At 71.2% G+C, this 21,833-nt stretch carries 22 protein-coding genes; 4 read left to right on the top strand and 18 right to left on the bottom strand.

Annotation, left to right across the window (positions count from 1 at the left end):
* Positions 1–26: 26 nt before the first annotated feature.
* The 5 genes from D5H75_RS29865 to D5H75_RS29845 form a co-directional block, all read right to left on the bottom strand.
* Positions 27–791 (bottom strand): SDR family NAD(P)-dependent oxidoreductase, encoded by a 765-nt coding sequence (locus D5H75_RS29865; protein WP_119929898.1) that lies wholly within the window; start codon positions 789–791, stop codon positions 27–29.
* Positions 775–1,491: an alpha/beta hydrolase gene (locus D5H75_RS29860; RefSeq protein ID WP_119929897.1), complete on the bottom strand. Its 717-nt coding sequence runs from the start codon at positions 1,489–1,491 to the stop codon at positions 775–777. Before D5H75_RS29860 ends, D5H75_RS29865 begins: the two co-directional genes overlap by 17 nt.
* A gap of 16 nt (positions 1,492–1,507) precedes the next feature.
* The gene (locus D5H75_RS29855) at positions 1,508–1,798 is read right to left on the bottom strand and encodes an ATP/GTP-binding protein (RefSeq protein WP_119929896.1); all 291 of its coding nucleotides are present in this window, start codon (positions 1,796–1,798) and stop codon (positions 1,508–1,510) included.
* Positions 1,795–3,459 (bottom strand): 3-hydroxyacyl-CoA dehydrogenase family protein, encoded by a 1,665-nt coding sequence (locus tag D5H75_RS29850; RefSeq protein ID WP_119929895.1) that lies wholly within the window; start codon positions 3,457–3,459, stop codon positions 1,795–1,797. Before D5H75_RS29850 ends, D5H75_RS29855 begins: the two co-directional genes overlap by 4 nt.
* A 212-nt stretch (positions 3,460–3,671) precedes the next feature.
* Positions 3,672–4,067, bottom strand: coding sequence for an SCO5389 family protein (locus D5H75_RS29845; RefSeq protein WP_119929894.1), 396 nt, complete (start codon positions 4,065–4,067; stop codon positions 3,672–3,674).
* Between the two features lie 201 nt (positions 4,068–4,268).
* Between D5H75_RS29845 and nucS the strand changes: the two genes are divergently transcribed.
* The 3 genes from nucS to D5H75_RS29830 all read left to right on the top strand — a co-directional run bounded on the left by nucS (position 4,269) and on the right by D5H75_RS29830 (position 7,469).
* The gene (gene nucS / locus D5H75_RS29840; RefSeq protein ID WP_119929893.1) at positions 4,269–4,931 is read left to right on the top strand and encodes an endonuclease NucS; all 663 of its coding nucleotides are present in this window, start codon (positions 4,269–4,271) and stop codon (positions 4,929–4,931) included.
* 289 nt (positions 4,932–5,220) lie between these two features.
* Entirely contained in the window at positions 5,221–6,726 is a 1,506-nt protein-coding gene (locus D5H75_RS29835) for an aldehyde dehydrogenase family protein (protein WP_119929892.1), read from the top strand.
* Between the two features lie 131 nt (positions 6,727–6,857).
* Positions 6,858–7,469, top strand: coding sequence for a TetR/AcrR family transcriptional regulator (locus D5H75_RS29830; protein WP_119929891.1), 612 nt, complete (start codon positions 6,858–6,860; stop codon positions 7,467–7,469).
* 99 nt (positions 7,470–7,568) lie between these two features.
* Here the strand turns inward: D5H75_RS29830 and D5H75_RS29825 are convergent, their stop codons facing one another.
* Both D5H75_RS29825 and D5H75_RS29820 read right to left on the bottom strand, forming a co-directional pair.
* Positions 7,569–8,147, bottom strand: a complete 579-nt coding sequence (locus D5H75_RS29825) for a DUF4328 domain-containing protein (RefSeq protein WP_119929890.1) — start codon at positions 8,145–8,147, stop codon at positions 7,569–7,571.
* Positions 8,148–8,251: 104 nt separating this feature from the next.
* Positions 8,252–10,171 (bottom strand): protein meaA, encoded by a 1,920-nt coding sequence (locus D5H75_RS29820; RefSeq protein WP_119929889.1) that lies wholly within the window; start codon positions 10,169–10,171, stop codon positions 8,252–8,254.
* Positions 10,172–10,772: 601 nt separating this feature from the next.
* Between D5H75_RS29820 and D5H75_RS29815 the strand changes: the two genes are divergently transcribed.
* Positions 10,773–11,369 carry a cob(I)yrinic acid a,c-diamide adenosyltransferase gene (locus D5H75_RS29815; RefSeq protein ID WP_119929888.1) on the top strand — a complete coding sequence of 199 codons (597 nt, stop codon included), beginning with the start codon at positions 10,773–10,775 and terminating at the stop codon, positions 11,367–11,369.
* An 86-nt stretch (positions 11,370–11,455) separates the two neighbouring features.
* On the opposite strand, the gene D5H75_RS29810 is transcribed toward D5H75_RS29815, so the two are convergent.
* The 11 genes from D5H75_RS29810 to D5H75_RS29760 form a co-directional block, all read right to left on the bottom strand.
* Positions 11,456–11,857, bottom strand: coding sequence for a F0F1 ATP synthase subunit epsilon (locus D5H75_RS29810; protein WP_119929887.1), 402 nt, complete (start codon positions 11,855–11,857; stop codon positions 11,456–11,458).
* A 76-nt stretch (positions 11,858–11,933) separates the two neighbouring features.
* Entirely contained in the window at positions 11,934–13,361 is a 1,428-nt protein-coding gene (atpD, locus tag D5H75_RS29805) for a F0F1 ATP synthase subunit beta (RefSeq protein WP_119929886.1), read from the bottom strand.
* A gap of 10 nt (positions 13,362–13,371) precedes the next feature.
* The gene (locus tag D5H75_RS29800; RefSeq protein ID WP_119929885.1) at positions 13,372–14,280 is read right to left on the bottom strand and encodes a F0F1 ATP synthase subunit gamma; all 909 of its coding nucleotides are present in this window, start codon (positions 14,278–14,280) and stop codon (positions 13,372–13,374) included.
* A gap of 3 nt (positions 14,281–14,283) precedes the next feature.
* Entirely contained in the window at positions 14,284–15,933 is a 1,650-nt protein-coding gene (gene atpA, locus D5H75_RS29795; protein WP_119929884.1) for a F0F1 ATP synthase subunit alpha, read from the bottom strand.
* Between the two features lie 51 nt (positions 15,934–15,984).
* Positions 15,985–16,782 (bottom strand): F0F1 ATP synthase subunit delta, encoded by a 798-nt coding sequence (locus D5H75_RS29790; RefSeq protein ID WP_119929956.1) that lies wholly within the window; start codon positions 16,780–16,782, stop codon positions 15,985–15,987.
* A 2-nt stretch (positions 16,783–16,784) separates the two neighbouring features.
* Positions 16,785–17,342 (bottom strand): F0F1 ATP synthase subunit B, encoded by a 558-nt coding sequence (locus D5H75_RS29785; RefSeq protein ID WP_119929883.1) that lies wholly within the window; start codon positions 17,340–17,342, stop codon positions 16,785–16,787.
* 33 nt (positions 17,343–17,375) lie between these two features.
* On the bottom strand, positions 17,376–17,615 hold the full coding sequence (atpE, locus tag D5H75_RS29780) for an ATP synthase F0 subunit C (RefSeq protein ID WP_119929882.1): 240 nt from the start codon (positions 17,613–17,615) through the stop codon (positions 17,376–17,378).
* Positions 17,616–17,679: 64 nt separating this feature from the next.
* On the bottom strand, positions 17,680–18,486 hold the full coding sequence (gene atpB / locus D5H75_RS29775; RefSeq protein WP_119929881.1) for a F0F1 ATP synthase subunit A: 807 nt from the start codon (positions 18,484–18,486) through the stop codon (positions 17,680–17,682).
* A gap of 237 nt (positions 18,487–18,723) precedes the next feature.
* Positions 18,724–19,179 carry a Cg1360 family ATP-synthase-associated protein gene (locus tag D5H75_RS29770; protein ID WP_202638626.1) on the bottom strand — a complete coding sequence of 152 codons (456 nt, stop codon included), beginning with the start codon at positions 19,177–19,179 and terminating at the stop codon, positions 18,724–18,726.
* A gap of 197 nt (positions 19,180–19,376) precedes the next feature.
* Positions 19,377–20,561: an MraY family glycosyltransferase gene (locus D5H75_RS29765; RefSeq protein WP_119929880.1), complete on the bottom strand. Its 1,185-nt coding sequence runs from the start codon at positions 20,559–20,561 to the stop codon at positions 19,377–19,379.
* A gap of 4 nt (positions 20,562–20,565) precedes the next feature.
* Positions 20,566–21,831: a serine hydroxymethyltransferase gene (locus D5H75_RS29760; RefSeq protein WP_119929879.1), complete on the bottom strand. Its 1,266-nt coding sequence runs from the start codon at positions 21,829–21,831 to the stop codon at positions 20,566–20,568.
* Between the last annotated feature and the right edge of the window lie 2 nt (positions 21,832–21,833).

Below are 21,833 nucleotides of genomic sequence, written 5' to 3'. Positions count from 1 at the left end.
GTGGAGGCGGGCGGAGGCGGCGCGGGTCAGGAGGCGGTGGTCTGGCCGCCGTCCACCACGAGGACCTGGCCCGTCATGTACGAGGAGGCGCGGCTGGCGAGGAAGACCGCGGGGGCGGCCATCTCCTCCGGGGTGCCCCAGCGGCCGAGGGGGACGTTCGCGATCGTCGAGGCGGAGGTCTGCGGGTCCGACCACAGCGGCCGGTTGAGGTCGGTGGCGGTCCAGCCCGGGCACAGGGCGTTGACGCGGACGCCGTCGGCGGCCCATTCCAGGGCGAGGGACTTGGTCAGCGCGATCAGGGCGCCCTTGGCCGCGGCGTACGACGAGACGAACGGGGCGCCGAACGCGGCCGTGGACGCGACGTTGATGACCGCGGCGTCGCCCCGCGAGAACAGGTGCGGCGCGAGCGCGTGGCACACCGCCATCGCCGAGTCGAGGTTGAGCGCCATCGTCTTGTCCCACCCCGACAGCCGCGTGTCGGCGAACGTGGACAGGAACCTCGTGCCGCCGGCGTTGTTGACCACCACGTCCACGTGCCCGAGGGCCTCGACGGCGGCGGCGCAGGTCAGGCCCACCGCCTCCCGCTCCGTCACGTCGCACGGGAGCACGACGGCCTCGCGCCCGAACACGCGCACCGCCGCCGCCGTCTCCTCCAGGGCCTCGGCCGTGCGCGCCACGAGCGCGACGTCGGCCCCGGCCTCGGCGAAGGCGACCGCGATGGCGCGGCCGATCCCGCGCGAGGCCCCGGTGATCAGGGCCTTCCTGCCGGACAGGTCAAACGGGCTGCGCATAGGTGGTCTCCAGGGGGTAGGCGGCCGGGTTCAGTCGCTTGACGATCTCGTTGAGCACGACGCGCACCGCGGGCTCCCCCACCCACAGGTGCTTGGCCCCCTCCACCGCGACCAGCTCGGCGTGCGGCACCAGCGCGAACCGCTCCCGCGCCTCGGCCGGGCGCAGGTAGTCGTCGAACTCGGGCACCAGCGCGATCAGCGGCTTGCCGAACTCGGCCCAGGCCCGCAGGTCGTCGTCCCCGGCCCGGTGCAGCGGCGGCGACAGCAGGATGGCGCCCTCGATCGCCGGGTCGCGCCCCCAGCGCAGCGCCAGCTCGGTCCCGAACGACCAGCCCACCAGCCAGATCCGCGGCAGGTCGTGGAACTCGGCGTACTCCAGCGCGGCGGCGACGTCGTGCCGCTCGCCCTCGCCCTCCTCGAACGCGCCCTCGGACGTGCCCCGCTCGGACGACGTGCCGCGCGTGTTGAAGCGCAGCACCGCCAGGTCGGCCAGGGCGGGGAGCCGGTAGGACGCCTTGCGGAAGACGTGGCTGTCCATCATGCCGCCGTGCGTGGGCAGCGGGTGCAGGCACACCATCGTGGCCACCGGCGGGCGTCCCTGGGGCAGCGCCAGCTCGCCGACGAGCGACAGCCCGTCGGCCGTGTGCAGGGTGATCTGCTCCCGGTCGGCGGGCAGCACCGTGGAAGCCCTGATCTCCATGACGTCCCTTCCCCAGCTAGTAGCGGCTGCGGCCCGGCCCGAGGCGGAGGCGGTTGCGCCAGCAAGGATTGTGCCAGTGCCGCCGCTCCGCCTCACCTCCGGCCCAGTTGGGCCAGCTCACGGTGTGCGGCGTGCCCGGCCGGATCTCCTGGTCGCAGCCGGGGCAGCGGTAGGCCTTCCCCGAGGCGGACCCGGTGAGCGAGCGCACGACCCACTCGCCGTCGGACCACTCCTCCACGCGTTCGGTGCCGTATACCCGCGGCTCCGGCCGTTCCTCCGGCGACCGGCGCATCCTGCGGGGGCTCATGCCGTACGGCCGAAGGCCCTGATGCTGGTCACACCGGCGGTCACGAGCTGGTCGAGCAGCGGCGCGGGCGCGTAGGCCGGCTCGCGGTACTCCGCGTAGAGCGCGCGCAGCCCGTCGCGGACCGCCGCCAGGCCGATCGCGTCGAGCGTCTCGAACGGGCCCGCGGGGTAGCCGCAGCCCAGCCGCATCGCCGCGTCGATGTCCTCCATCGAGGCGTACCCCGACTCGTACATCCGCACGGCGTCGTTCAGGTAGGGGTACAGCAGCGCGTTCACCACGAACCCGGCCCGGTCCCGGCAGTGTGCCGCGCGCCGGCCCATGCGCTCGGCCAGCGCGTGGACGGCGCGCGCGGCCTCGGGCGAGGTGACCACGGTGGAGGCGATCTCGGCCACGCCGTCGCCCACGAGGTGCAGGCCCACGACCTGCCCGGGGTGGGTCAGCCCGGCGGTGAGCTCGATGACCGGCGTGCTCGCCGCGGTGGTGGCGAGCACGGTGTCCGGCCCGGCGATCTCGTCCAGCGAGGAGAAGACGGCCCGCTCCAGCGTGCGCTCGTCGGTGACCGCCTCGATCAGGATCCCGGCCCCGGCCAGCTCGGCGATCTCGGTGACGCCCGTGACCCGCTTGGCGGCCTCGTCGTCCAGCCCCAGCGCCGCCAGCGCCTCGTCGATCTCGGTACGGCCGCGCGCGGCGAACGCCACGTCGTATCCGGCCCGCGCCAGCTCGGCCACCAGCGTCCGCGCCTGCGCGCCGGAGCCGACGACGCCCACCCGCGTGACCTCCGACACGGGGGCCTCCGGCTCGGCCGTGCCGGAGGCGGAGTAGTCGTAGAAGCCGCGGCCGGACTTGCGGCCCAGCAGTCCCGCGCTGACCATCTCGCGCAGCAGCGGGGCGGGCGCGTGGCGGCGGTCGCGGCTCTCGCGGAACAGCACCTCGACGACCTCGTAGGAGGTGTCGAGGCCGATCAGGTCGAGCAGCGTGAACGGCCCCATCGGCAGCCCCGCGCCCAGCTTCATGGCGGCGTCGATGTCGTCGCGGCCGGCGAGGCCGGAGTCGAGCAGCACGGCGGCGTGGTTGAGGTAGCCCAGCAGCAGCCGGTTGACCACGAACCCGGCGCGGTCGCCCACCGAGACCACGGTCTTGCCCAGGTCGCGGGCGAGCGCGGTGACGGCCTCGACGGTCTCGGGCGCCGTGGTGACGGTGCGGATCACCTCGACCAGCCGCATGATCGGCGCGGGGTTGAAGAAGTGCAGGCCCACGACCTTCTCGGGGCGGGCGGTGGTGGCGGCGATCGCCGTGACCGACAGGGAGGAGGTGTTGGTGGCCAGGATGGTCTCGGGCCCGCAGAGGCGGTCCAGGTCCTCGAACAGGCGCCGCTTGAGGTCCATGACCTCGGGGATCGCCTCGACCACGAGCCCGGCCCCGGCCAGGTCGCGCAGGTCGGTGGTGAAGGTCACCCGCCCGAGGATCTCCTCGCGGGCCTCCTCGGTGAGCTTGCCCCGGGACACGGCCTTGCCCGTGGACGCCTCCAGATGCCCCCGGCCCCGCTCCAGGGCGGCGGGGTCGGCCTCTACCCCGATCACGTCGAGGCCGGCGCGGGCGAAGACCTCCGCGATCCCGGCCCCCATGGTTCCCAGTCCGACCACTCCGACCTGTCGTTTCATGGAGGTAAGTTTCGCAGAAACCCGCGCTCTCGGGCCATGCGGGTACCGGCCGGTAGCACGGCCTCCCGGATCGGGCGGGGCGGGCGGGGTGTTCGCGGGGGAGGGTGGGTGCACGGCCCCTCCCCCGCGTGCACCGTCGCGGGAGAGGGTGGGTGCACGGACCCCTCCCCCGCGGATCGGGGGTCAGGCCGGGTGCGGGCCCGGCCGGGTCATCAGCAGTTGACGAATTCGGGGGACTGGTTGAGGAGCTGACCTCGCGGCGACACGAACTCCCGGTACGTGTCGCCGGCCGCGGCCTCGGGCTCGAACACCGCCACCCGGTGGCAGTTCTGGAAGGCCAGCTTCACGCCGAAGTGGCGCTCCACGGCGGCGCGCATCGAGTCGCTGGCGAGCAGCCGCAGGAGCTGGCCGCGGGCGGCCTCGTCGGGCGGGGGAACGTGGTTGTCCGCGTACTCCGCCTCCTTGTCGTCGTTGAGCCGGGAGACGAGTCCCGAGATGACGTTCCAGGCGTAGGGAAGAGAGTCACGCACGCACGCGACGAACTCGGCCTCGTCGACGGGTCCGCGCTGGGCCTTCTCGAGCAGGGCGCTGGGGACGCTGAGCGACATCTGCGTTCGGCTCCTTCGGATCGGCAGGACTACCACATCAGGTAGCTCGAAAATGAAAATAGTTATCATCACGAGCCGCATCCAGCCCCCTTTGCCCTGACCGGAACGCCATCCGACTCGCTCCTTCACGCCAGGTTTCAAGCCGGTCGCTCTACGTACGTGGCCCGCCCGCGCTCGCGCGGGCCACTAGGCTGTCTGTCCATGCGTCTGGTCATCGCTCGCTGCAGCGTGGATTACGTCGGGCGGCTCACCGCGCACCTGCCCATGGCGCCGCGGCTCATCCTCTTCAAGGCCGACGGGTCCGTCAGCATTCACGCCGACGACCGGGCGTTCAAGCCGCTCAACTGGATGAACCCGCCGTGCAAGGTCAAGGAGGACGGCTCCACCTGGACCGTCACCCACGGCAAGACCGGTGAGAAGCTGATCCTCACCATCGAGGAGATCCTCCACGACTCCACCCACGAGCTGGGGATCGACCCCGGTCTCCAGAAGGACGGCGTCGAGGCCCACCTCCAGGAACTGCTGGCCGAGCACATCACCACCCTCGGCGACGGCTGGACGCTGATCCGCCGCGAGTACCCCACCGCCATCGGCCCGGTGGACATCCTCTGCCGCGACCACGCCGGCGCGACGGTCGCCGTGGAGATCAAGCGCCGCGGCGAGATCGACGGCGTCGAGCAGCTCACGCGGTATCTGGAGCTCCTCAACCGCGATCCGCTCCTGGCCCCGGTCAAGGGCGTCTTCGCCGCGCAGGAGATCAAGCCGCAGGCCCGCGTCCTCGCCACCGACCGCGGCATCGACTGCGTCACCCTCGACTACCACGCGCTCCGCGGCATCGAGCCGGACAACCCCACGCTCTTCTAGTACGGCCCGCGCCCGCACCGCCCCGGCCCGGCGTACGACGACGTCACGCCGGTCCCGCCGTGCGTCGGCGCCCGGTCGGTCCCGCCGTGCGCCGGCGTCCGGCCGGCCCCGCCGTGCCACGGCGTCCGGCCGGCCCTGCCGTGCGGCTGCGCCCCGGCTCCGCCGTACGACGTGGTGGGGCGCGGCCGGCCGTACGGCGGTGGCGGGGCGGGCGCGGCGGACCCCGGTGCGGACGGCCGGGCCGTCCGTAGTAATGGATGGTTTACTACGGACAGAAGGAGGTTCTGCCATGACGACCGTCAGCCCTGAGCGTGCCCGCACCTTCGACTCCCTCAATCCCGCCACCGGAGAGGTGGTCGGGACCTATCCCGTTCACGACGCCGAGGCCGTGGAGGCCGCGATCGCCCGCGCCGCCGAGGCGGCCAGGTGGTGGGCCGCCCTCGGGTGGGCCGAACGGCGGCGCCGCCTCATTGCGTTCAAGAGCCTGCTCATGCGGAACGCGACGCGGGTGGCCCGGAAGATCCGCGACGAGACCGGCAAGCCCATGGGCGACGCCGTACTCGAAGTGATCATGGCCGTCACGCACACGGACTGGGCGGCCAGGAACGCCGAGAAGGTGCTGCGGCGGCGCCGGGTGTCGTCCGGGCTGGTCGCGTTCAACATGGCGGCGACCGTGGAGTACCACCCGCTGGGCGTGGTCGGCGTGATCGGGCCGTGGAACTACCCGGTGTTCACGCCCGTCGGGTCCTACGTCTACGCGCTGGCGGCGGGGAACGCGGTGGTGTTCAAGCCCTCGGAGCTGACGCCCGGGGTCGGGGTGCTCTGCGCCGAACTGTTCGCCGAGGTGGTGCCGGAGCAGCCGGTGCTGCAGGTGGTGACCGGGCTCGGCGAGACCGGGGCGGCGCTGGCCGGCTCCCCCGGGGTCGCGAAGATCGCGTTCACCGGTTCCACGGCCACGGCGAAGCGGGTCATGAAGGCGTGCGCGGAGAACCTGACGCCGCTCGTCGCCGAATGCGGCGGCAAGGACGCCCTGATCGTGGACTCCGACGCCGACGTGCGCGACGCCGCCGAGGCCGCCGTCTGGGGCGCGATGTCCAACGCCGGGCAGACATGCGTGGGCGTCGAGCGGGTGTACGTCCTGGACTCGGTGTACGACCGGTTCGTCAACGAGCTGAAGTCACTGACCGCGCAGGTCAGGCCCGGCGAGGCGGAGGACGCGCCGTACGGGCCGATCACGATGCCGCAGCAGGTGGACATCATCAGGCGGCACATCGACGACGCGCTCGACAGGGGCGGCCGGGCGGTCGTCGGCGGCAGGGAGTCGGTGCGGGAGCCCTTCGTGGACCCGGTCGTGCTCGTGGACGTGCCCGAGGACTCGGCGGCGGTGCGCGAGGAGACCTTCGGGCCGACGATCACCGTGACCCGGGTGGCGTCGCTGGACGAGGCGCTGGAGAAGGCGAACTCCAGCTCGTACGGCCTCGGCAGCACGGTCTTCTCCGGGAGCGCGCGGCGGGCGATGGACCTGGCGCGGCGGCTGCGCACGGGAATGACCGCGATCAACTCCGTGATCTCGTTCGCGATGATCCCGGCGCTGCCGTTCGGCGGGGTCGGCGCGTCGGGCTTCGGCCGTATTCACGGGCCGGACGGGCTGCGTGAGTTCTCGCGCGCGAAGGCGATCTCGCGGCGGCGATTCGCGATTCCCGGAATGAAGCCGACCAGCTTTACCCGAACGCAACAAGAACTTGACCGCCTCGTCAAGTTCGCCACTCTCCTCCACGGGCGAAGCCGCCGATAGTGCTATGTCACATGGACTAAAGCGGGCGAGAGGGGATCTTTTCCCGACAAAGCGTCGCTTAACTCTGGTCATCAAACGATCTTGTCCCCATAATGGTGGCACTTACGCCAAAAGCCGCATATGGGGGCAACATGACCACGGGACGGCCTTACCGGGGGATGACGGCCGAACAGCGTTCGGCGGACCGGAGAGAGCGCCTTTTCGCGGCCGCCTTCGAGCTGTTTTCCGCCAATGGGTTTTCCGGCACCACGATCGAGAAGCTCTGCGCGTACGCCAAAATCTCCAATCGCGCCTTCTATGAGTGCTTCGCCAACCGCGAGGAGCTCATGAAGGCGGTGTACGAGCGCTGCATGAACGACGCCTACACACTCGTCAGCCAGCGGCTCAAGGAGGCCCGGCGCGTTCCTGAGGATCTGATCGAGACCGGGGTCGCGACCTACATCGGTTATATGACCGAGGACGAGCGCCGCGCCAAGATCGCGCATTTGGAGGTACGGCGGGCGGGCCTGCCGCTGCACGACACCCGCCGCGCCGTCGTGGACGAGTTCGTCACCCTGCTGGAGGACAACGTGGGAGACCTCCTCCGGCAGCGGTCCCTCCCGGACCTGCACCTGCTCGCCATCGGCCTCATCGGCGTGATCCAGGAGCTCCTGATCGAGTGGGCCATGTCCGAGAACCCGCCGGCCCCCGAGCGCCTGGTCACCGTCGCCACCCACATCTTCCGCAACGCCATCGCCGCCTGACCGGCCCGCGCCGCGCGGCCCGCGCCGGGCTCATGCCGTACGGCTCCCGCCCGCCACCTCGGGAGGGCGCGCGGGAGCCGTACGGGACGAGCCGGCGCGTCAGCCGGCCACCGGCGCCGGGGCGGCGGGGTTGAGGCGCAGGCGGTGCCGCCTGGCCAGGCCGAGCACGATCGGGATCAGCAGCGCGCCGGTGACCAGGCCCGGCACGGTGAACCAGATGAGGCCGCCGAAGCCGGCGAAGATCTGCTCGAACTCGTCCTCGACGCCCGCGAACGAGGCGTAGCCGCCCCAGACCGTCGCGGCGAACCAGACGAGGTAGGAGGCCCACCAGACCCGGACGAGACCCAGCCCGGGCCGGGGGCGGCCGGTCTCCTCGGCCGTCCACAGGTCGGCGACGACCTGGTAGGGGAACCAGAACCAGACGACGGGCACGATCCAGCCGAGGACGAGCCACGGCCTGGAGCGCCGCTGGGCGCCGCCCAGCGCCTCGGCGTTCGCCCGCGCCCCGAACAGCCAGCCGACCATCGCGATCATCACGCCCAGCAGCGCGAGCGAGGCGGCCAGGGAGATCCCGCGCAGCGACCGGAGCCGGGGCCCGGGAGGCGGGGCCCAAGGGTGACCACCCTGGGCTTGGAGAGGGCCGCCGTACGGCGGGCCAGGGGGAACGGGGGTGGTCATGACCTTGACGGACTCCTTGCTCGGGGTGGGACGAGAGTAGGAATCCGACGAAACGGACAAGACTCATTCAGGGAACGATCAGATCAATCCCCTGCGCGCGCGGCTCAGAGCAGTTCCACGATCTCGCGGAGGATGCGGGACACGTCGTAGTCCTTCGGGGTGAAGACGGCCGCGACGCCCCCGGCGAGAAGCTCGGCGGCGTCCCCTGGCGGGATGATGCCGCCGACCACGACCGGGACGTCCCCGGCCCCGGCCTCGCGCAGCCCCTCGACGACGCGGGGGACGAGCTCGCGGTGCGAACCGGACAGGATCGAGACGCCCACGCAGTCCACGTCCTCGGCGACGGCCGCGGCGACGATCTGGGCGGGCGTGAGCCGGATGCCCGCGTAGACGACCTCGAACCCGGCGTCCCGCGCCGCGACCGCGATCTGCTCGGCCCCGTTGGAGTGGCCGTCGAGGCCGGGCTTGGCGATCAGCAGGCGCAACCGGCCGCCGCGCTCGGCCGCCTTGGCCCGCACGAGGCCGCGCACGGACGAGTCCGCCGGGGCCACCCGGGCCAGGCCCGTGGGCGCGCGGTACTCCCCGAAGACCTCGCGCAGCGTCCCGGCCCACTCCCCCGTCGTCACGCCCGCGCGGGCGCACTCCAGCGTGGCCGGCATGAGGTTGACCTCAGGGTCGCCCGCCTCCGCGCGCAGCCGCGCCAGCGCCGCCGCCACGGCTCCCGCGTCGCGCCGCGCCCGCCACCGGCGTACGGCCGCGACGGCCCGTGCCTCGGCGGACGGGTCCGGCGCGTGGACGGCCCCGGCGGCGGCCAGCGGCGACGGCTCGGTGGTGGTGAACGCGTTGACGCCGACGACGACCTGCTCCCCCGACTCGACGCGGCGGCGGCGCTCGGCGTGGGCGGCGACCAGCTCGCCCTTCATGTACTCCACGGCGGCCACCGGGCCGCCCAGCGCGCCGACCCGCGCCATCTCCGCCCGCGCCGCCGCGCACAGCTCCGCGACCTTGGCCTCGACCACGTGGGAGCCGTCGAACAGGTCGCCGTACTCCAGCAGGTCGGTCTCGTAGGCGAGGACCTGCTGGACGCGCAGCGACCACTGCTGGTCCCACGGGCGCGGCAGCCCCAGCGCCTCGTTCCAGGCAGGGAGCTGGATCGCGCGGGCGCGGGCGTGCGCGGACAACGTCACGCCCAGCATCTCCAGCGTGATCCGCTGCACGTTGTTCTCCGGCTGCGCCTCGGTCAGGCCGAGTGAGTTCACCTGCACGCCGTACCTGAACCGGCGCAGCCGCGCGTCGGCCACGCCGTACCGCTCGCGGGTCAGTTCATCCCACAACCGGGTGAACGCCCGCATCTTGCACATCTCCTCGACGAACCGCACGCCCGCGTTCACGAAGAACGACATGCGGCCGACGACGGACGGCATCCGCTCGGCCGGGACCCGCGCCGCCACGGCGTCGAGGACGGCGGTGGCGGCGCTGAGCGTGAACGCGATCTCCTGCACGGGCGTGGCCCCGGCCTCCTGCAGGTGGTACGAGCAGACGTTGATCGGGTTCCAGGCGGGCAGGCGTTCCACGGCGTACGCCACGAGGTCGGCGGTCAGCCGCAGCGAGGGCTCCGGCGGGAACACGTGCGTGCCCCGTGAGAGGTATTCCTTGATGATGTCGTTCTGCGTGGTCCCGGCCAGCGCCCGCGGGTCGATCCCCCGTTCCTCGGCCGCCACCAGGTAGAGCGCCAGCATCCACAGCGCGGGCGCGTTGATCGTCATCGAGGTGTTCATCCGGTCGAGCGGGATGCCGTCGAACAGCTCGCGCATGTCCCCCAGGTGCGCCACCGGCACGCCGACCCGTCCCACCTCACCCGCCGCGAGCTCGTGATCCGGGTCGTACCCCGTCTGCGTGGGCAGGTCGAAGGCCACCGAGAGCCCCGTCTGCCCCTTGTCCAGGTTCGCGCGATAGAGCGCGTTGGACGCGCGAGCCGAGGAGTGTCCCGCGTAGGTCCGCATGAGCCAGGGCCTGGATCCCATCCGCGCCTCCCGACGCGAATTCTACTCGCGGGTAACTTCCCGCGTAAGTACCCGCCGGGCCCCTCTCCCCGTACGGCCACCGGGCCGCCTCCGCCCGGCCGTACGGCCCGCGTCCGCCGTACGGCCACGCGGGCGGCCCCGCGCGGGCGCCGGGGCGATCGCGTGCGGCAGAGGGCGAGGGTGGCACCCGAGCGCCGGGAAGGGGCGCGAACACCCCGAGGACACGCGGTCGCCGGGAAGCGCGCGATCACCGGGAAGGCGGGCGGGTCCGGCCGCTCGGGGGGACGGGTCCCGGGTGATGGGCCGGGACCCGTTTCACTATGGCGGCGCGGCGGACCCCCGATGACCCGCCGGGCGTGCCCATGCCGCCGGGCGACGGGCACCGCCCACCGGCGCTGCGCGCGGCGGAGCGGGACCTTCACGACCGGCGGCACTTACCTGGAAGCGGGGCGGCGGACGCGCTTGATCGCGCGAGACCTCGTGACCTTCGCCACGCGGGCCTCCCCCGGCTGTCAGGTGGCCTTCCGAGATGACCTCTCGTGTTCACACGATGCCATATGGTGATTCGGAAGGGAATCCGGCGTCCCGTTACGCTGGTCAGATGACTCGAGCCGACAAGGACAAACCGGTCGTCCTCTCCCACATCTACACCAAGACCGGCGACGACGGCACCACCGCGCTCGGCGACATGAGCCGGACCCGCAAGACCGACCCGCGCCTGGCCGCCTACGCCGACACCGACGAGGCCAACAGCGCCATCGGCGTCGCGATCACGATGGGCGGGCTGCCGGAGGACGTCGTCGAGGTCCTGGGGCGGGTCCAGAACGAACTGTTCGACGTCGGCGCCGACCTGTGCGCCCCCGTCGTCGAGAACCCCGAGTTCCCGCCGCTGCGCGTGGACGAGTCGTACATCTCCTGGCTGGAGGAGCAGTGCGACGTCTTCAACCAGCGCCTCACGCCGCTGCGCAGCTTCGTCCTGCCCGGCGGCACCCCGGGCGCGGCCCTGCTGCACGTCGCCCGCACGGTGGTCCGCCGCGCCGAGCGCACCGCCTGGGCCGCCCTGGAGGCCCACGGCGACACCATGAACCCGCTGACGGCGAAGTACCTCAACCGGCTCTCGGACCTGCTCTTCATCCTCTGCCGCGTCGCCGCCGACGGCAACGAGGTCCTCTGGAGGCCGGGCGGCTCCCGCGCCTGACCCGCCGGGAGCGGCAGGGGCGGGAAACGGGAAGGGCGCGGCTCTCCGCAGGGAGAGCCGCGCCCTTCTCGTCGACGCTCGGGTGATCAGACGTCTTCGCCGGCGGCGCGGAGACGGGCCCTGGCGCGCGCGGCGCGGGCGACGTACTCCTCGCCCGACTCGCCGGACGCCTGGGACTCCTCGGCCCGCTGGAGGGCGTCGCGCGCACGCTGCACGTCGACCTCCTCGCCGAGCTCGGCGCGCTCGGCCAGGATCGAGACCTCGTCGCCGGAGCACGCCAGGAAGCCCCCGTGCACCGCGGCGGCGAAGTCACCGCGGTCGGTGCCCTTCAGCCGGAGCACGCCGCCCTCGACGAGCACGCCGAGCACGGGCGCGGCGTTCGGCATGATGCCGATCTCACCGTCGATGGTCTTGGCGACCACCATGTCGGCCTCGCCGGTCCACACCTCGCGCTCGGGCGAGACGACGCCGACTCGCAGCTTTGCCACTTCTCTCGTTCCTTCCCTTGGGTAGCGGTACGGCTCACGCGGGCGCGAGCCGTACCGGCTGCCTCAGTGGATCAGGTCAGCGGGCCAGTTCCTTGGCCTTCGCCTCGGCCTGCTCGATGCCGCCGACCATGAAGAACGCCTGCTCGGGCAGGTGGTCGTAGTCACCGGCGCACAGGCCCTTGAACGAGGCGATCGTCTCGTCCATCGGCACGAACTCACCGGGCTGGCCGGTGAACGCCTCGGCCGCGTACATCGGGTGCGACAGGAAGCGCTCGATGCGGCGGGCCCGGTTGACCGTGACCTTGTCCTCTTCGGAGAGCTCGTCGATGCCCAGAATCGCGATGATGTCCTGCAGCTCCTTGTACTTCTGCAGAATCCGCTTGGTCTCCTGGGCGACCGCGTAGTGCTCCTCGCCGATGATCTGCGGGTCGAGGATCCGCGAGGTGGAGTCGAGCGGGTCCACCGCGGGGTAGATGCCCTTCTCCGAGATCGGCCGCGACAGAACCGTGGTGGCGTCGAGGTGCGCGAACGCGTTGTGCGGCGCCGGGTCGGTGATGTCGTCCGCGGGGACGTAGATCGCCTGCATGGAGGTGATCGAGTGACCGCGGGTCGAGGTGATGCGCTCCTGGAGCACACCCATCTCGTCGGCCAGGGTCGGCTGGTAACCCACCGCGGACGGCATACGGCCGAGCAGGGTGGACACCTCGGAACCGGCCTGGGTGAACCGGAAGATGTTGTCGATGAACAGGAGCACGTCCCGCTTCTCGACGTCGCGGAAGTACTCCGCCATGGTCAGCGCGGACAGGGCCACGCGCAGACGGGTGCCCGGCGGCTCGTCCATCTGGCCGAAGACCAGGGCGGTGTCCTTGAGGACGCCCGCCTCCTCCATCTCGACCCAGAGGTCGTTGCCCTCACGGGTGCGCTCGCCGACGCCCGCGAACACCGAGGTGCCCGAGAACTTCAGCGCGACGCGGCGGATCATCTCCTGGATCAGGACGGTCTTGCCGACGCCGGCGCCGCCGAACAGGCCGATCTTCCCGCCCTTGACGTACGGCGTGAGCAGGTCGATGACCTTGATGCCGGTGGGCAGGATCTCGGACCGGGACTCGAGCTGGTCGAACGCCGGCGACGGGCGGTGGATGCCCCACCGCTCGGTGACCTGCAGCGACCCCTTGGGCACGTCCAGCGGCTCACCGAGCGCGTTGAAGACGTGGCCCTTGACGACGTCGCCGACCGGCACGGTGATGGGGCCGCCGGTGTCGGTCACGGCGGCGCCGCGGACGAGGCCGTCCGTGGGCTGCATGGAGATGGCGCGGACCATGTTGTCGCCGATGTGCTGGGCGACCTCGAGGGTCAGCGTCTTGGCCTCGCCGCCGAGCGTGACGTCGACGTTGAGGGCGTTGTAGATGTCCGGCATCGCCTCGACGGGGAACTCCACGTCGACGACGGGGCCGGTGACACGGGCGACGCGGCCCGTGCCCGTGGCTACGGTCTCAGCAGTCATTTATGGAATCTCACTCTTTCCCCGCGGAGGCGTCCGCGAGCGCGTTGGCGCCGCCGACGATCTCACTGATTTCCTGGGTGATCTCCGCCTGCCGGGCCTGGTTCATCTCCCGGGTCAGGACGTCGATCATCTCGTTGGCGTTGTCGGTCGCGGACTTCATCGCGCGGCGGCGGGCGGCCAGCTCCGAGGCGGCCGACTGCAGCAGCGCGTTGTAGATGCGGGACTCGACGTAGCGCGGCAGCAGCTCGTTCAGCACGGCCTCGGCCGAGGGCTCGAACTCGTAGTACGGAGGCACCTCGCTCGACTCCACCTCGGCCTCCTCGACCTGCAGCGGAAGGACCCGGGTGACCTGGACCTTCTGCGTCAGCATCGAGATGAACTGGGTGTAGACGATGTGGATCTCGTCCACGCCGCCCTCGTCCGCCGGCTTGCGGAACGCCTCGATCAGCGTCTCCGCGATGCGCTTGGCGTCCGCGTAGGCGGGGTTGTCCGAGAAGCCGTCCCACTCGCCGCCCATCTCGCGGCCCCGGAACCGGTGCCACGCCAGGCCCTTACGGCCGGTGACGAAGGGGGTCGGCTCGATGCCCTCGCCGCGCAGCAGGCCCGCGAGCGCCTCGGTCTCCCGGAGCACGGCGGCGTTGAAGCCGCCGCAGAAGCCCCGGTCGGAGGTGACGACCAGCACCGCGGCACGGGTCGGGTTCTCCACGGTCGCTGTCAGCGGGTGGTCGACCGACGCGCTGTTGCTCAGCACGGCGGTCACCGCTCGCGTGATCTCCCGCTCGTACGGCACGGCGGCGGCGACCCGCTGCTGCGCCTTCATGATGCGGGAGGAGGCGATGAGCTCCTGGGCGCGCGTGACCTTGGCGATCGACTTGACCGCCGAGACCCGCCGCCGCAGCAGCCTTAGCTGGGCTCCCATGCGCTACTTCTTCTCGGCCTTGGGGACGTTGCGGACGATCTTCTCCTGGCCGACCTCGCTCTTGTCGAGCGCCTCGACCGGCTCGTCCTGGACCAGCAGCTCGCCCGCGGACGTCTGGAAGCCCTTCTTGAACTCCGTGATCGCGTCCTTGAGGGAGGTGATCGCGTCGTCCGGGAGCTCGCCGGTCTCGCGGATGCCGTCCAGGATGCCCTTGTGGTCCCGGGAGACGTAGTCCAGGAACTCGGCCTCGAAGCGGCGGACGTCCTCGATCGGGACCTCGTCCAGCTCGCCGGTGGTGCCGGCCCACACCGAGATGACCTGCTTCTCGGCCGGGAACGGGCTGTACTGCGGCTGCTTGAGGAGCTCGATCAGGCGGGCGCCGCGCTCGAGCTGGGCGCGGGAGGCCGCGTCCAGGTCGGAGGCGAACGAGGCGAAGGCCTCCAGGTCGCGGTACTGCGACAGGGAGAGCTTCAGGTTACCGGCGACCTTGCGCATGGCCTTGATCTGCGCCGAACCGCCGACTCGGGAGACGGAGATACCGACGTTGATGGCCGGCCGCACGCCCTGGTTGAAGAGGTCGGTCTCCAGGAAGCACTGGCCGTCGGTGATGGAGATGACGTTGGTCGGGATGAACGCCGAGACGTCGTTGCCCTTGGTCTCGATGATCGGCAGGCCGGTCATCGAGCCCGCGCCCATGTCGTCGGAGAGCTTGGCGCAGCGCTCCAGCAGGCGGGAGTGGAGGTAGAAGACGTCACCGGGGAACGCCTCGCGGCCCGGCGGGCGGCGCAGCAGCAGCGAGACGGCGCGGTAGGCGTCGGCCTGCTTCGACAGGTCGTCGAAGACGATGAGGACGTGCTTGCCCTGGTACATCCAGTGCTGGCCGATGGCCGAGCCGGTGTAGGGGGCGATGTACTTGTAACCGGCGGGGTCGGACGCCGGCGCGGCCACGATGGTGGTGTACTCCATCGCGCCCGCCTCCTCGAGGCGGGCCCGCACCTGCGCGATCGTCGAGCCCTTCTGGCCGACGGCGACGTAGATGCAGCGGACCTGCTTCTTCGGGTCGCCGGACAGCCAGTTCTCGCGCTGGTTGAGGATGGTGTCCACGGCGATGGCCGTCTTGCCGGTGCCGCGGTCGCCGATGATGAGCTGGCGCTGGCCACGGCCGATCGGCGTCATCGCGTCGATCGCCTTGAGGCCGGTCTGGAGCGGCTCGCGCACGGACTGGCGCTGCACGACCGAGGGGGCCTGCAGCTCGAGCGCGCGGCGCTCGGTGGTCTCGATCGGGCCCTTGCCGTCCAGGGGCTCGCCGAGGGGGTCGATCACGCGACCGAGGAAGCCGTCGCCGACCGGCACGGACAGGACCTCGCCCGTGCGGCGGACCGTCTGGCCCTCCTCGATCTTGCTGAAGTCGCCCAGGATAACGACACCGATCTCCCGGGTGTCGAGGTTCAGCGCCATGCCGCGCGTGCCGTCCTCGAACTCCAGCAGCTCGTTCGCCATCGCCGAGGGAAGGCCGGAGACATGGGCGATGCCGTCGCCACAGTCGACGACGGTCCCGATCTCCTCGCGCGCGGCGCCTTCCGGCTCGTACGCCTGGACGAAGCGCTCAAGCGCGTCCCGGATCTCGTCCGGCCGGATCGTCAGCTCCGCCATCTTCGTCTTCTCTCCGTCTCCTTGATTACTTTCCCGACCGGCCCGTGCGTACTAGCCGGCGAGGCGTCGGCGGACTTCTTCCATGCGGCCCGCGATGGTCGTGTCGATGATCTCGTCGCCCACGCGGACGGAGAAACCACCGAGGACCTGCGGGTCCACTTCGATGTTGAGGTGGACCTCACGGCCGTAGGTGCCCCGGAGCCAGGCGCCGATGCGCGCCTTCTGCTCCTCGGTCAGCGCCACGGCGCTGCGCACCACGGCGACCAGGCGCTGCTTGCGCTGCGCGACCCACTGGCCGAACTGGTCCAGTCCCTTGTCCAGGCTACGTCCCCGCGCGCGCGTCGCCGCCTCGCTGACCAGGGCGATCGTGGCGGGCGTGGCCTTGCCCGAGAGAAGCTGGGCCAGCAGGGCCCGCTTGCCCTCGGCCGGCAGCGCCGGGTTGCCGAGCGTGCTGCGCAGCTCCGGGTTGCTCTCGATGAGGCGGCCGAACCGGAAGAGCTCGTCCTCCAGGTCGTCGAGCTGCCCGGCGGCGTCCGCCCGGTCGGCGGCCGCGTAGACCGCGAGGCGCTCGAGCGTGTCGCCCAGGTCCCCGCTGCGGCCCCACCTGACGGCCACGGCGGCCTCGACGACGCGGAGCGTCGCCGCGGACACCTTGCCCTCGAGCAGGACCCGCACGATCTGCGTCTTCTGCTCCGCCGGGCGAGCCGGGTCGGAGACCGTACGGCGCAGCCCGTGCTCACGGTCGAGCAGGGCCACGACCTCGAACAGCTCGCCCGGCTCGACCGAGGCGGCCACCTCGTCGAACTGTGCCGCGACCTCGTCGTAGGCCGTGCGGCTGGCGCCCCGCATCATCAGCGGACCGCCTGCGTGTTGCTGCTCTCCAGCTCGTCAAGGAACCGGTCGACGATGCGGCGCTGGCGCGCCTCGTCCTCGAGGGACTCGCCGACGATCCGGCTCGCGAGGTCGGTGGAGAGGCGGCCGATCTCCCCGCGGAGCTGGCTCATCGCCTGCTGGCGGTCGGCCTCGATCTGGGCGTGCGCGGCCTCGATGAGGCGGCGGGCCTCGGCCTGCGCCTCCTCGCGGAGCTCGGCCTTGATCTGGGCGCCCTGCTCGCGCGCCTCCTCACGGAGCCGCGCGGCCTCGTGACGCGCCTCGGCGAGCTGCTCGCGGTACTGCGCGAGCGTGCGCTGCGCCTCGGCCTGGGCGTCCTCGGCCCGCTTGAGGCCACCCTCGATGGCGTCCGCGCGGTCCTCGAGCGTCTTCTGGATACGCGGGGTGAGGAGCTTGCCGACGACGAGGAGAACGACGATGAACGCGACACCGCCGAAGATCAGCTCACCGAGATCCGGGAGGAGAGGATTGAAGGTCTCCTCCTTGGGAGCGGCGAGCAGCGAAGCTGCTGTGATCATGGTTGCAGCCTTCCGTCAGTCAGAAAGCGAACGTCAGCCGTTGAAGCCGGTGTTCGGGTAGACGAACGGCATGACGATGCCGATGATGGCCAGCGCCTCGGCGAACACGAAGCCGAGGATCATGTTCTGACGGAGGATGTTGTACATCTCCGGCTGGCGGGCGATGGCCTGCACACCCTGACCGAACACGATGCCGACGCCGATGCCGGGGCCGATGGCCGAGAGGCCGTAGCCGATCGCGGAGACGTTGCCGAAGACCTCAGCGAGGACCATTTCTGCTTCCTTTTCTGGGTGGCCGGTGGGGTTTCCCACCGGGAGCTTCTTGGTGGGTCGTGGATCAGTGGGCCGGGTGCAGCGCCTCGCCGAGGAACATCGAGGCGAGGAAGGCGAACACGTAGGCCTGCAGGAACTGGATGAACATCTCGAACGCGGTGAACACGATCGTCATGACGACGCCCAGGACGCCGACGGGGGCGCCCAGCGGGGTGAGCTGCTCCACCAGGAAGTGGTAGGCGACGACCGAGAACAGCGCGAGCAGGATGTGGCCGGCCAGCATGTTGCCCATGAGTCGCACCGCGTGGGTGAACGGCCGGAGGATGAAGGTCGAGAGGAACTCGATCGGCGTCGCCATGATGTAGACCCACTTGGGCAGGCCCGGCGGGACCGTCATGTTCTTCAGGAAACCGCCGAAGCCCTGGGTCTTGATCCCGTAGTACAGGAACATCACGTAGACCATGAGCGCCAGGACCGCCGGGAAGGCCATCCGCGAGGTCACCGGAAGCTGCGCCACCGGGATGACACCGAAGAGGTTCATGATCCAGACGAAGAAGAAGAGCGAGAACAGGAACGGCATGAACCGGTCCGCGTCCTTGCCCAGGAAGGGGCGCGCGATCTGGTCGCGGACGAACAGGTAGCCCAGCTCGCCGATGCCCTGGACGCCGCGCGGCACCATCTTCGGCTTGGCGAAGGAGGCGAACGCCACCACGATGAGGATGAGCACGCCCAGCGACGCCAGCAGCGCGGGCTTGGCGAACCAGGTGGGGCCGCCCTCCCCGGCGAAGGAGTCCCATTGGAAGAGCTCGAGCCCAGGAGCGTGGAACTCTCCGCCTCCGGGCGAGGTGGCCAGGACCGTCAGCGCGCTCACGCGGCGTTCCCTCCAGTGTCGGTCAACGGGGATCTGGGCGATTGCTCGCAATTCAGCCCAGGGTGGCGGCAGGGTAGGAAGCGATCGCGAGCCAGCCAGACGGGACGTCGTACGGAGCCCACCGACCGCACAATGTCTGCGTATCGGGGTGAGCCCAGCCCAAAGGGCGGGGCCACGTTTTCGGGCATGGATCCCGCTCGCTCCTCGCGGGGCAGACGATAGCAGGCCGGGCCGGGACTAGTCATATTGGGCCCCCTTGGCCTGCGCGGCCTTGCGCGCCCACTCGGGCAGCGACTCGGGGCCGCCCTCGAGGATGGTCCGCTTCGACTTCATGAACCCGATGGCCTCGGCCATGGTCCACACGAGGGTACCGGCGATGACGGCCCAGCCGAGCGCGGCGGGGGCCCACAGCGTGGTGTCGGCGAAGGAGGCCGCGAGCAGGCCGAGGCCGACGATCTTCACGATGTAGGTGGTCAGCGCGGCGGCCGCCATCATCGCGGGCGAGATGCGGCCGGCGTAGGTCACGGCGACGAGGCTGATCGTGAAGAAGAGCATCACGACGAGGATGCCGATGCCGGCGCCGAGGGCGCCCTTGTATCCGGCGAGCATCCAGGAGACGAGGGCGGCGATCACGCCGACCGCGCCGGTGGGGATTGCGGCGTTGCGAAGGATTCGCACGTCGTTGGCCTGCATCGGCGCTCCGGGAGTCAAATCGAACTTTGCTCTACGCTTGTGAATACTATCACAAGCTCAGAGACATATGTCTTTACCTGCGGTTTCGTCCTTAGTGAACATACCTTGAAGATCTCCGTCGAGTCGCCGCGCGCCGCCGTACCAAGATCGATAAGCGGGCTCTGACCTGCGGCGACACGAGCCCCAGCGGCGGGACGTCAGAGCCGGGATCTCTCCCGGCGCGCTCTCCTGGACTGGGAGTCTGCCCCGTCGCCGGACCCTGATGCAAGGTCCGCGTGGGCGCCGCGGCCACGCAGCCGCAGGATCGCCATGAGCGCCAGCACGCCGACGGCCAGGACGCTGGTCATCAGCAACGTGATCAGCGGGGAGCGCACCAGTGACAGCGACACGAGCGTGGACGAGAAGACCGCCGCCCAGAGGTACATGATCAGCACGGTGCGCCGCTGGGAGTGCCCGATCTCCAGCAGCCGGTGGTGCAGGTGCTTCTTGTCGGGCGCGAACGGCGAACGCCCCAGCGACGTGCGCCGGACGACGGCCATGATGAGGTCCACCAGCGGGATGATCAGCACGGCGACCGGCAGCAGCAGCGGCAGGATCACCGGATAGCGGTTGATCTCCGAGCCGCTCAGCAGCTCCACGTCGATCTCGGTCAGCTTGATCATCGACGCGGCGAGCAGCAGGCCGATGAGCATCGAGCCCGTGTCGCCCATGAAGATGCGCGCCGGATGGAAGTTGTGCGGCAGGAATCCCGCGCAGATGCCGATCAGCACCGCGCTGATCATCAGCGCGGCGGTCTGCCGGGGGCTGCCGACCTTCATCGCCAGCACGTACGCGTAGAGCAGCGTCCCCAGCGCCGCGATGCCCACGATCCCGGCCGCCAGGCCGTCGAGCCCGTCCACGAAGTTGACCGCGTTGATCGTCACCACGACCACGAGCACCGTCATGACCGCGCCGAGGTTGACGTCCAGGCCGTACGACGAGCCGTTGGGCAGCGGCAGCCAGTTGAGCGTGAACCCGCCCCAGACCAGGATGCCGGCGGCGCCGACCTGGCCCCCGGCCTTGAGCAGGGCGTCCATCTCCCACCAGTCGTCGAGGAAGCCGGTCACCACGATCAGGGCGCACGCGAGCAGCAGCGCGTAGGCGGTGCGGGTGTCCTCGAAGACGTTCATGCTCAGGTAGGGCAGCTTGGAGGCGACGAGCACGCCGGCGCAGAGCCCGCCGAACATCGCCAGGCCGCCCAGGCGCGGGATGGGCACCGCGTGCACGTCGCGGTCGCGGATCTCGGCGATCACCCCGAGACGTATCGCGAGCATGCGGACGACCGGCACCAGCAGATAGGTGACCGCCGCCGCCACGAGCGCCGCGAGTACGTATTCCCGCACCCGACTAGTGTGCACCCTCCCCGGGGTACGCGGGGAAACGCGTCACGAGATCGCGTACGGCCGCCGCCACGCCGGGCCCGGGATTCCACACGGCGCGCGCGACCAGCTCCGCCACGGTCCGCATCTCCGCGGGGCCCATGCCCTGCGTGGTCACGCAGGGCGTGCCCAGGCGGATCCCGGAGGCCACGGCCGGGGGCTCGGGGTCGTAGGGGATGGCGTTCTTGTTGAGGGTGATGCCCGCCTCGCCGCAGCGGGCCTCGGCCTCCGCCCCGGTCACGCCGAGGGGGCGCAGGTCGATCAGGGCCAGGTGGGTGTCGGTGCCGCCGGAGACCGGGCGCATCCCCTCGGCGGACAGGTGCTCGGTGAGGGCGCGCGCGTTCGCCACCACTCCCTCGGCGTACCGGCGGAACTCCGGGCGCGCCGCCTCGCCGAACGCCACCGCCTTGGCCGCGATGACGTGCATGAGCGGGCCGCCCTGCACGAACGGGAACACCGCGCGGTCGATCTTGGCGGCCAGCTCGTCGGTGCACAGGATGCCGCCGCCGCGCGGCCCGCGCAGCGCCTTGTGCGTGGTGAACGTGACGACGTCGGCGTACGGCACGGGCGAGGGCATCGCTCCCCCGGCGACCAGGCCGATCGTGTGCGCGGCGTCCACCAGCAGCCACGCGCCCACCTCGTCGGCGACGCCCCGGAACACCGCGTAGTCGATCAGCCGGGGGTAGGCGGTGGCCCCGCAGATGATCATCTTGGGCCGGTGCCGGACCGCCAGCCGCCGCACCTCGTCGAGGTCGATCAGCTCGTCGTCGCGGCGCACGCCGTACGACACGACGTCGAACCAGCGGCCGGAGAAGTTCACGCGCGAGCCGTGGGTGAGGTGCCCGCCGTGGGGCAGCGCCATCGCGAGCACGGTGTCGCCGGGCTGGAGCAGCGCGGCGTAGGCCGCGAGGTTGGCCGACGCGCCGGAGTGGGGCTGCACGTTCACGTGGTCGGCGCCGAACAGCCGCCGGGCGCGCTCGATGGCGAGGTTCTCCGCGCGGTCCACGACCTCGCAGCCGCCGTAGTACCGGCGGCCGGGGTACCCCTCGGCGTACTTGTTCGTGAGGGTGGAGCCGAGGGCGGCGAGCACGGCCGGGGAGGCGAGGTTCTCGCTCGCGATGAGCTGGAGGCCGCCGCGCAGCCGGTCGAGCTCGTCGAGCAGCACGCCGGCGACCTCGGGGTCCTGGGCGAGCAGGGCCTCGAAGTCGGGACCGTAGTACGGGACGGAGCGCATGG

Source organism: Bailinhaonella thermotolerans, from assembly GCF_003594875.1.
GTDB classification, from domain to species: domain Bacteria; phylum Actinomycetota; class Actinomycetes; order Streptosporangiales; family Streptosporangiaceae; genus Bailinhaonella; species Bailinhaonella thermotolerans.
The sequence above is the reverse complement of the archived record's forward strand: the minus strand, read 5'-3'. Positions and strand labels throughout refer to the sequence as shown.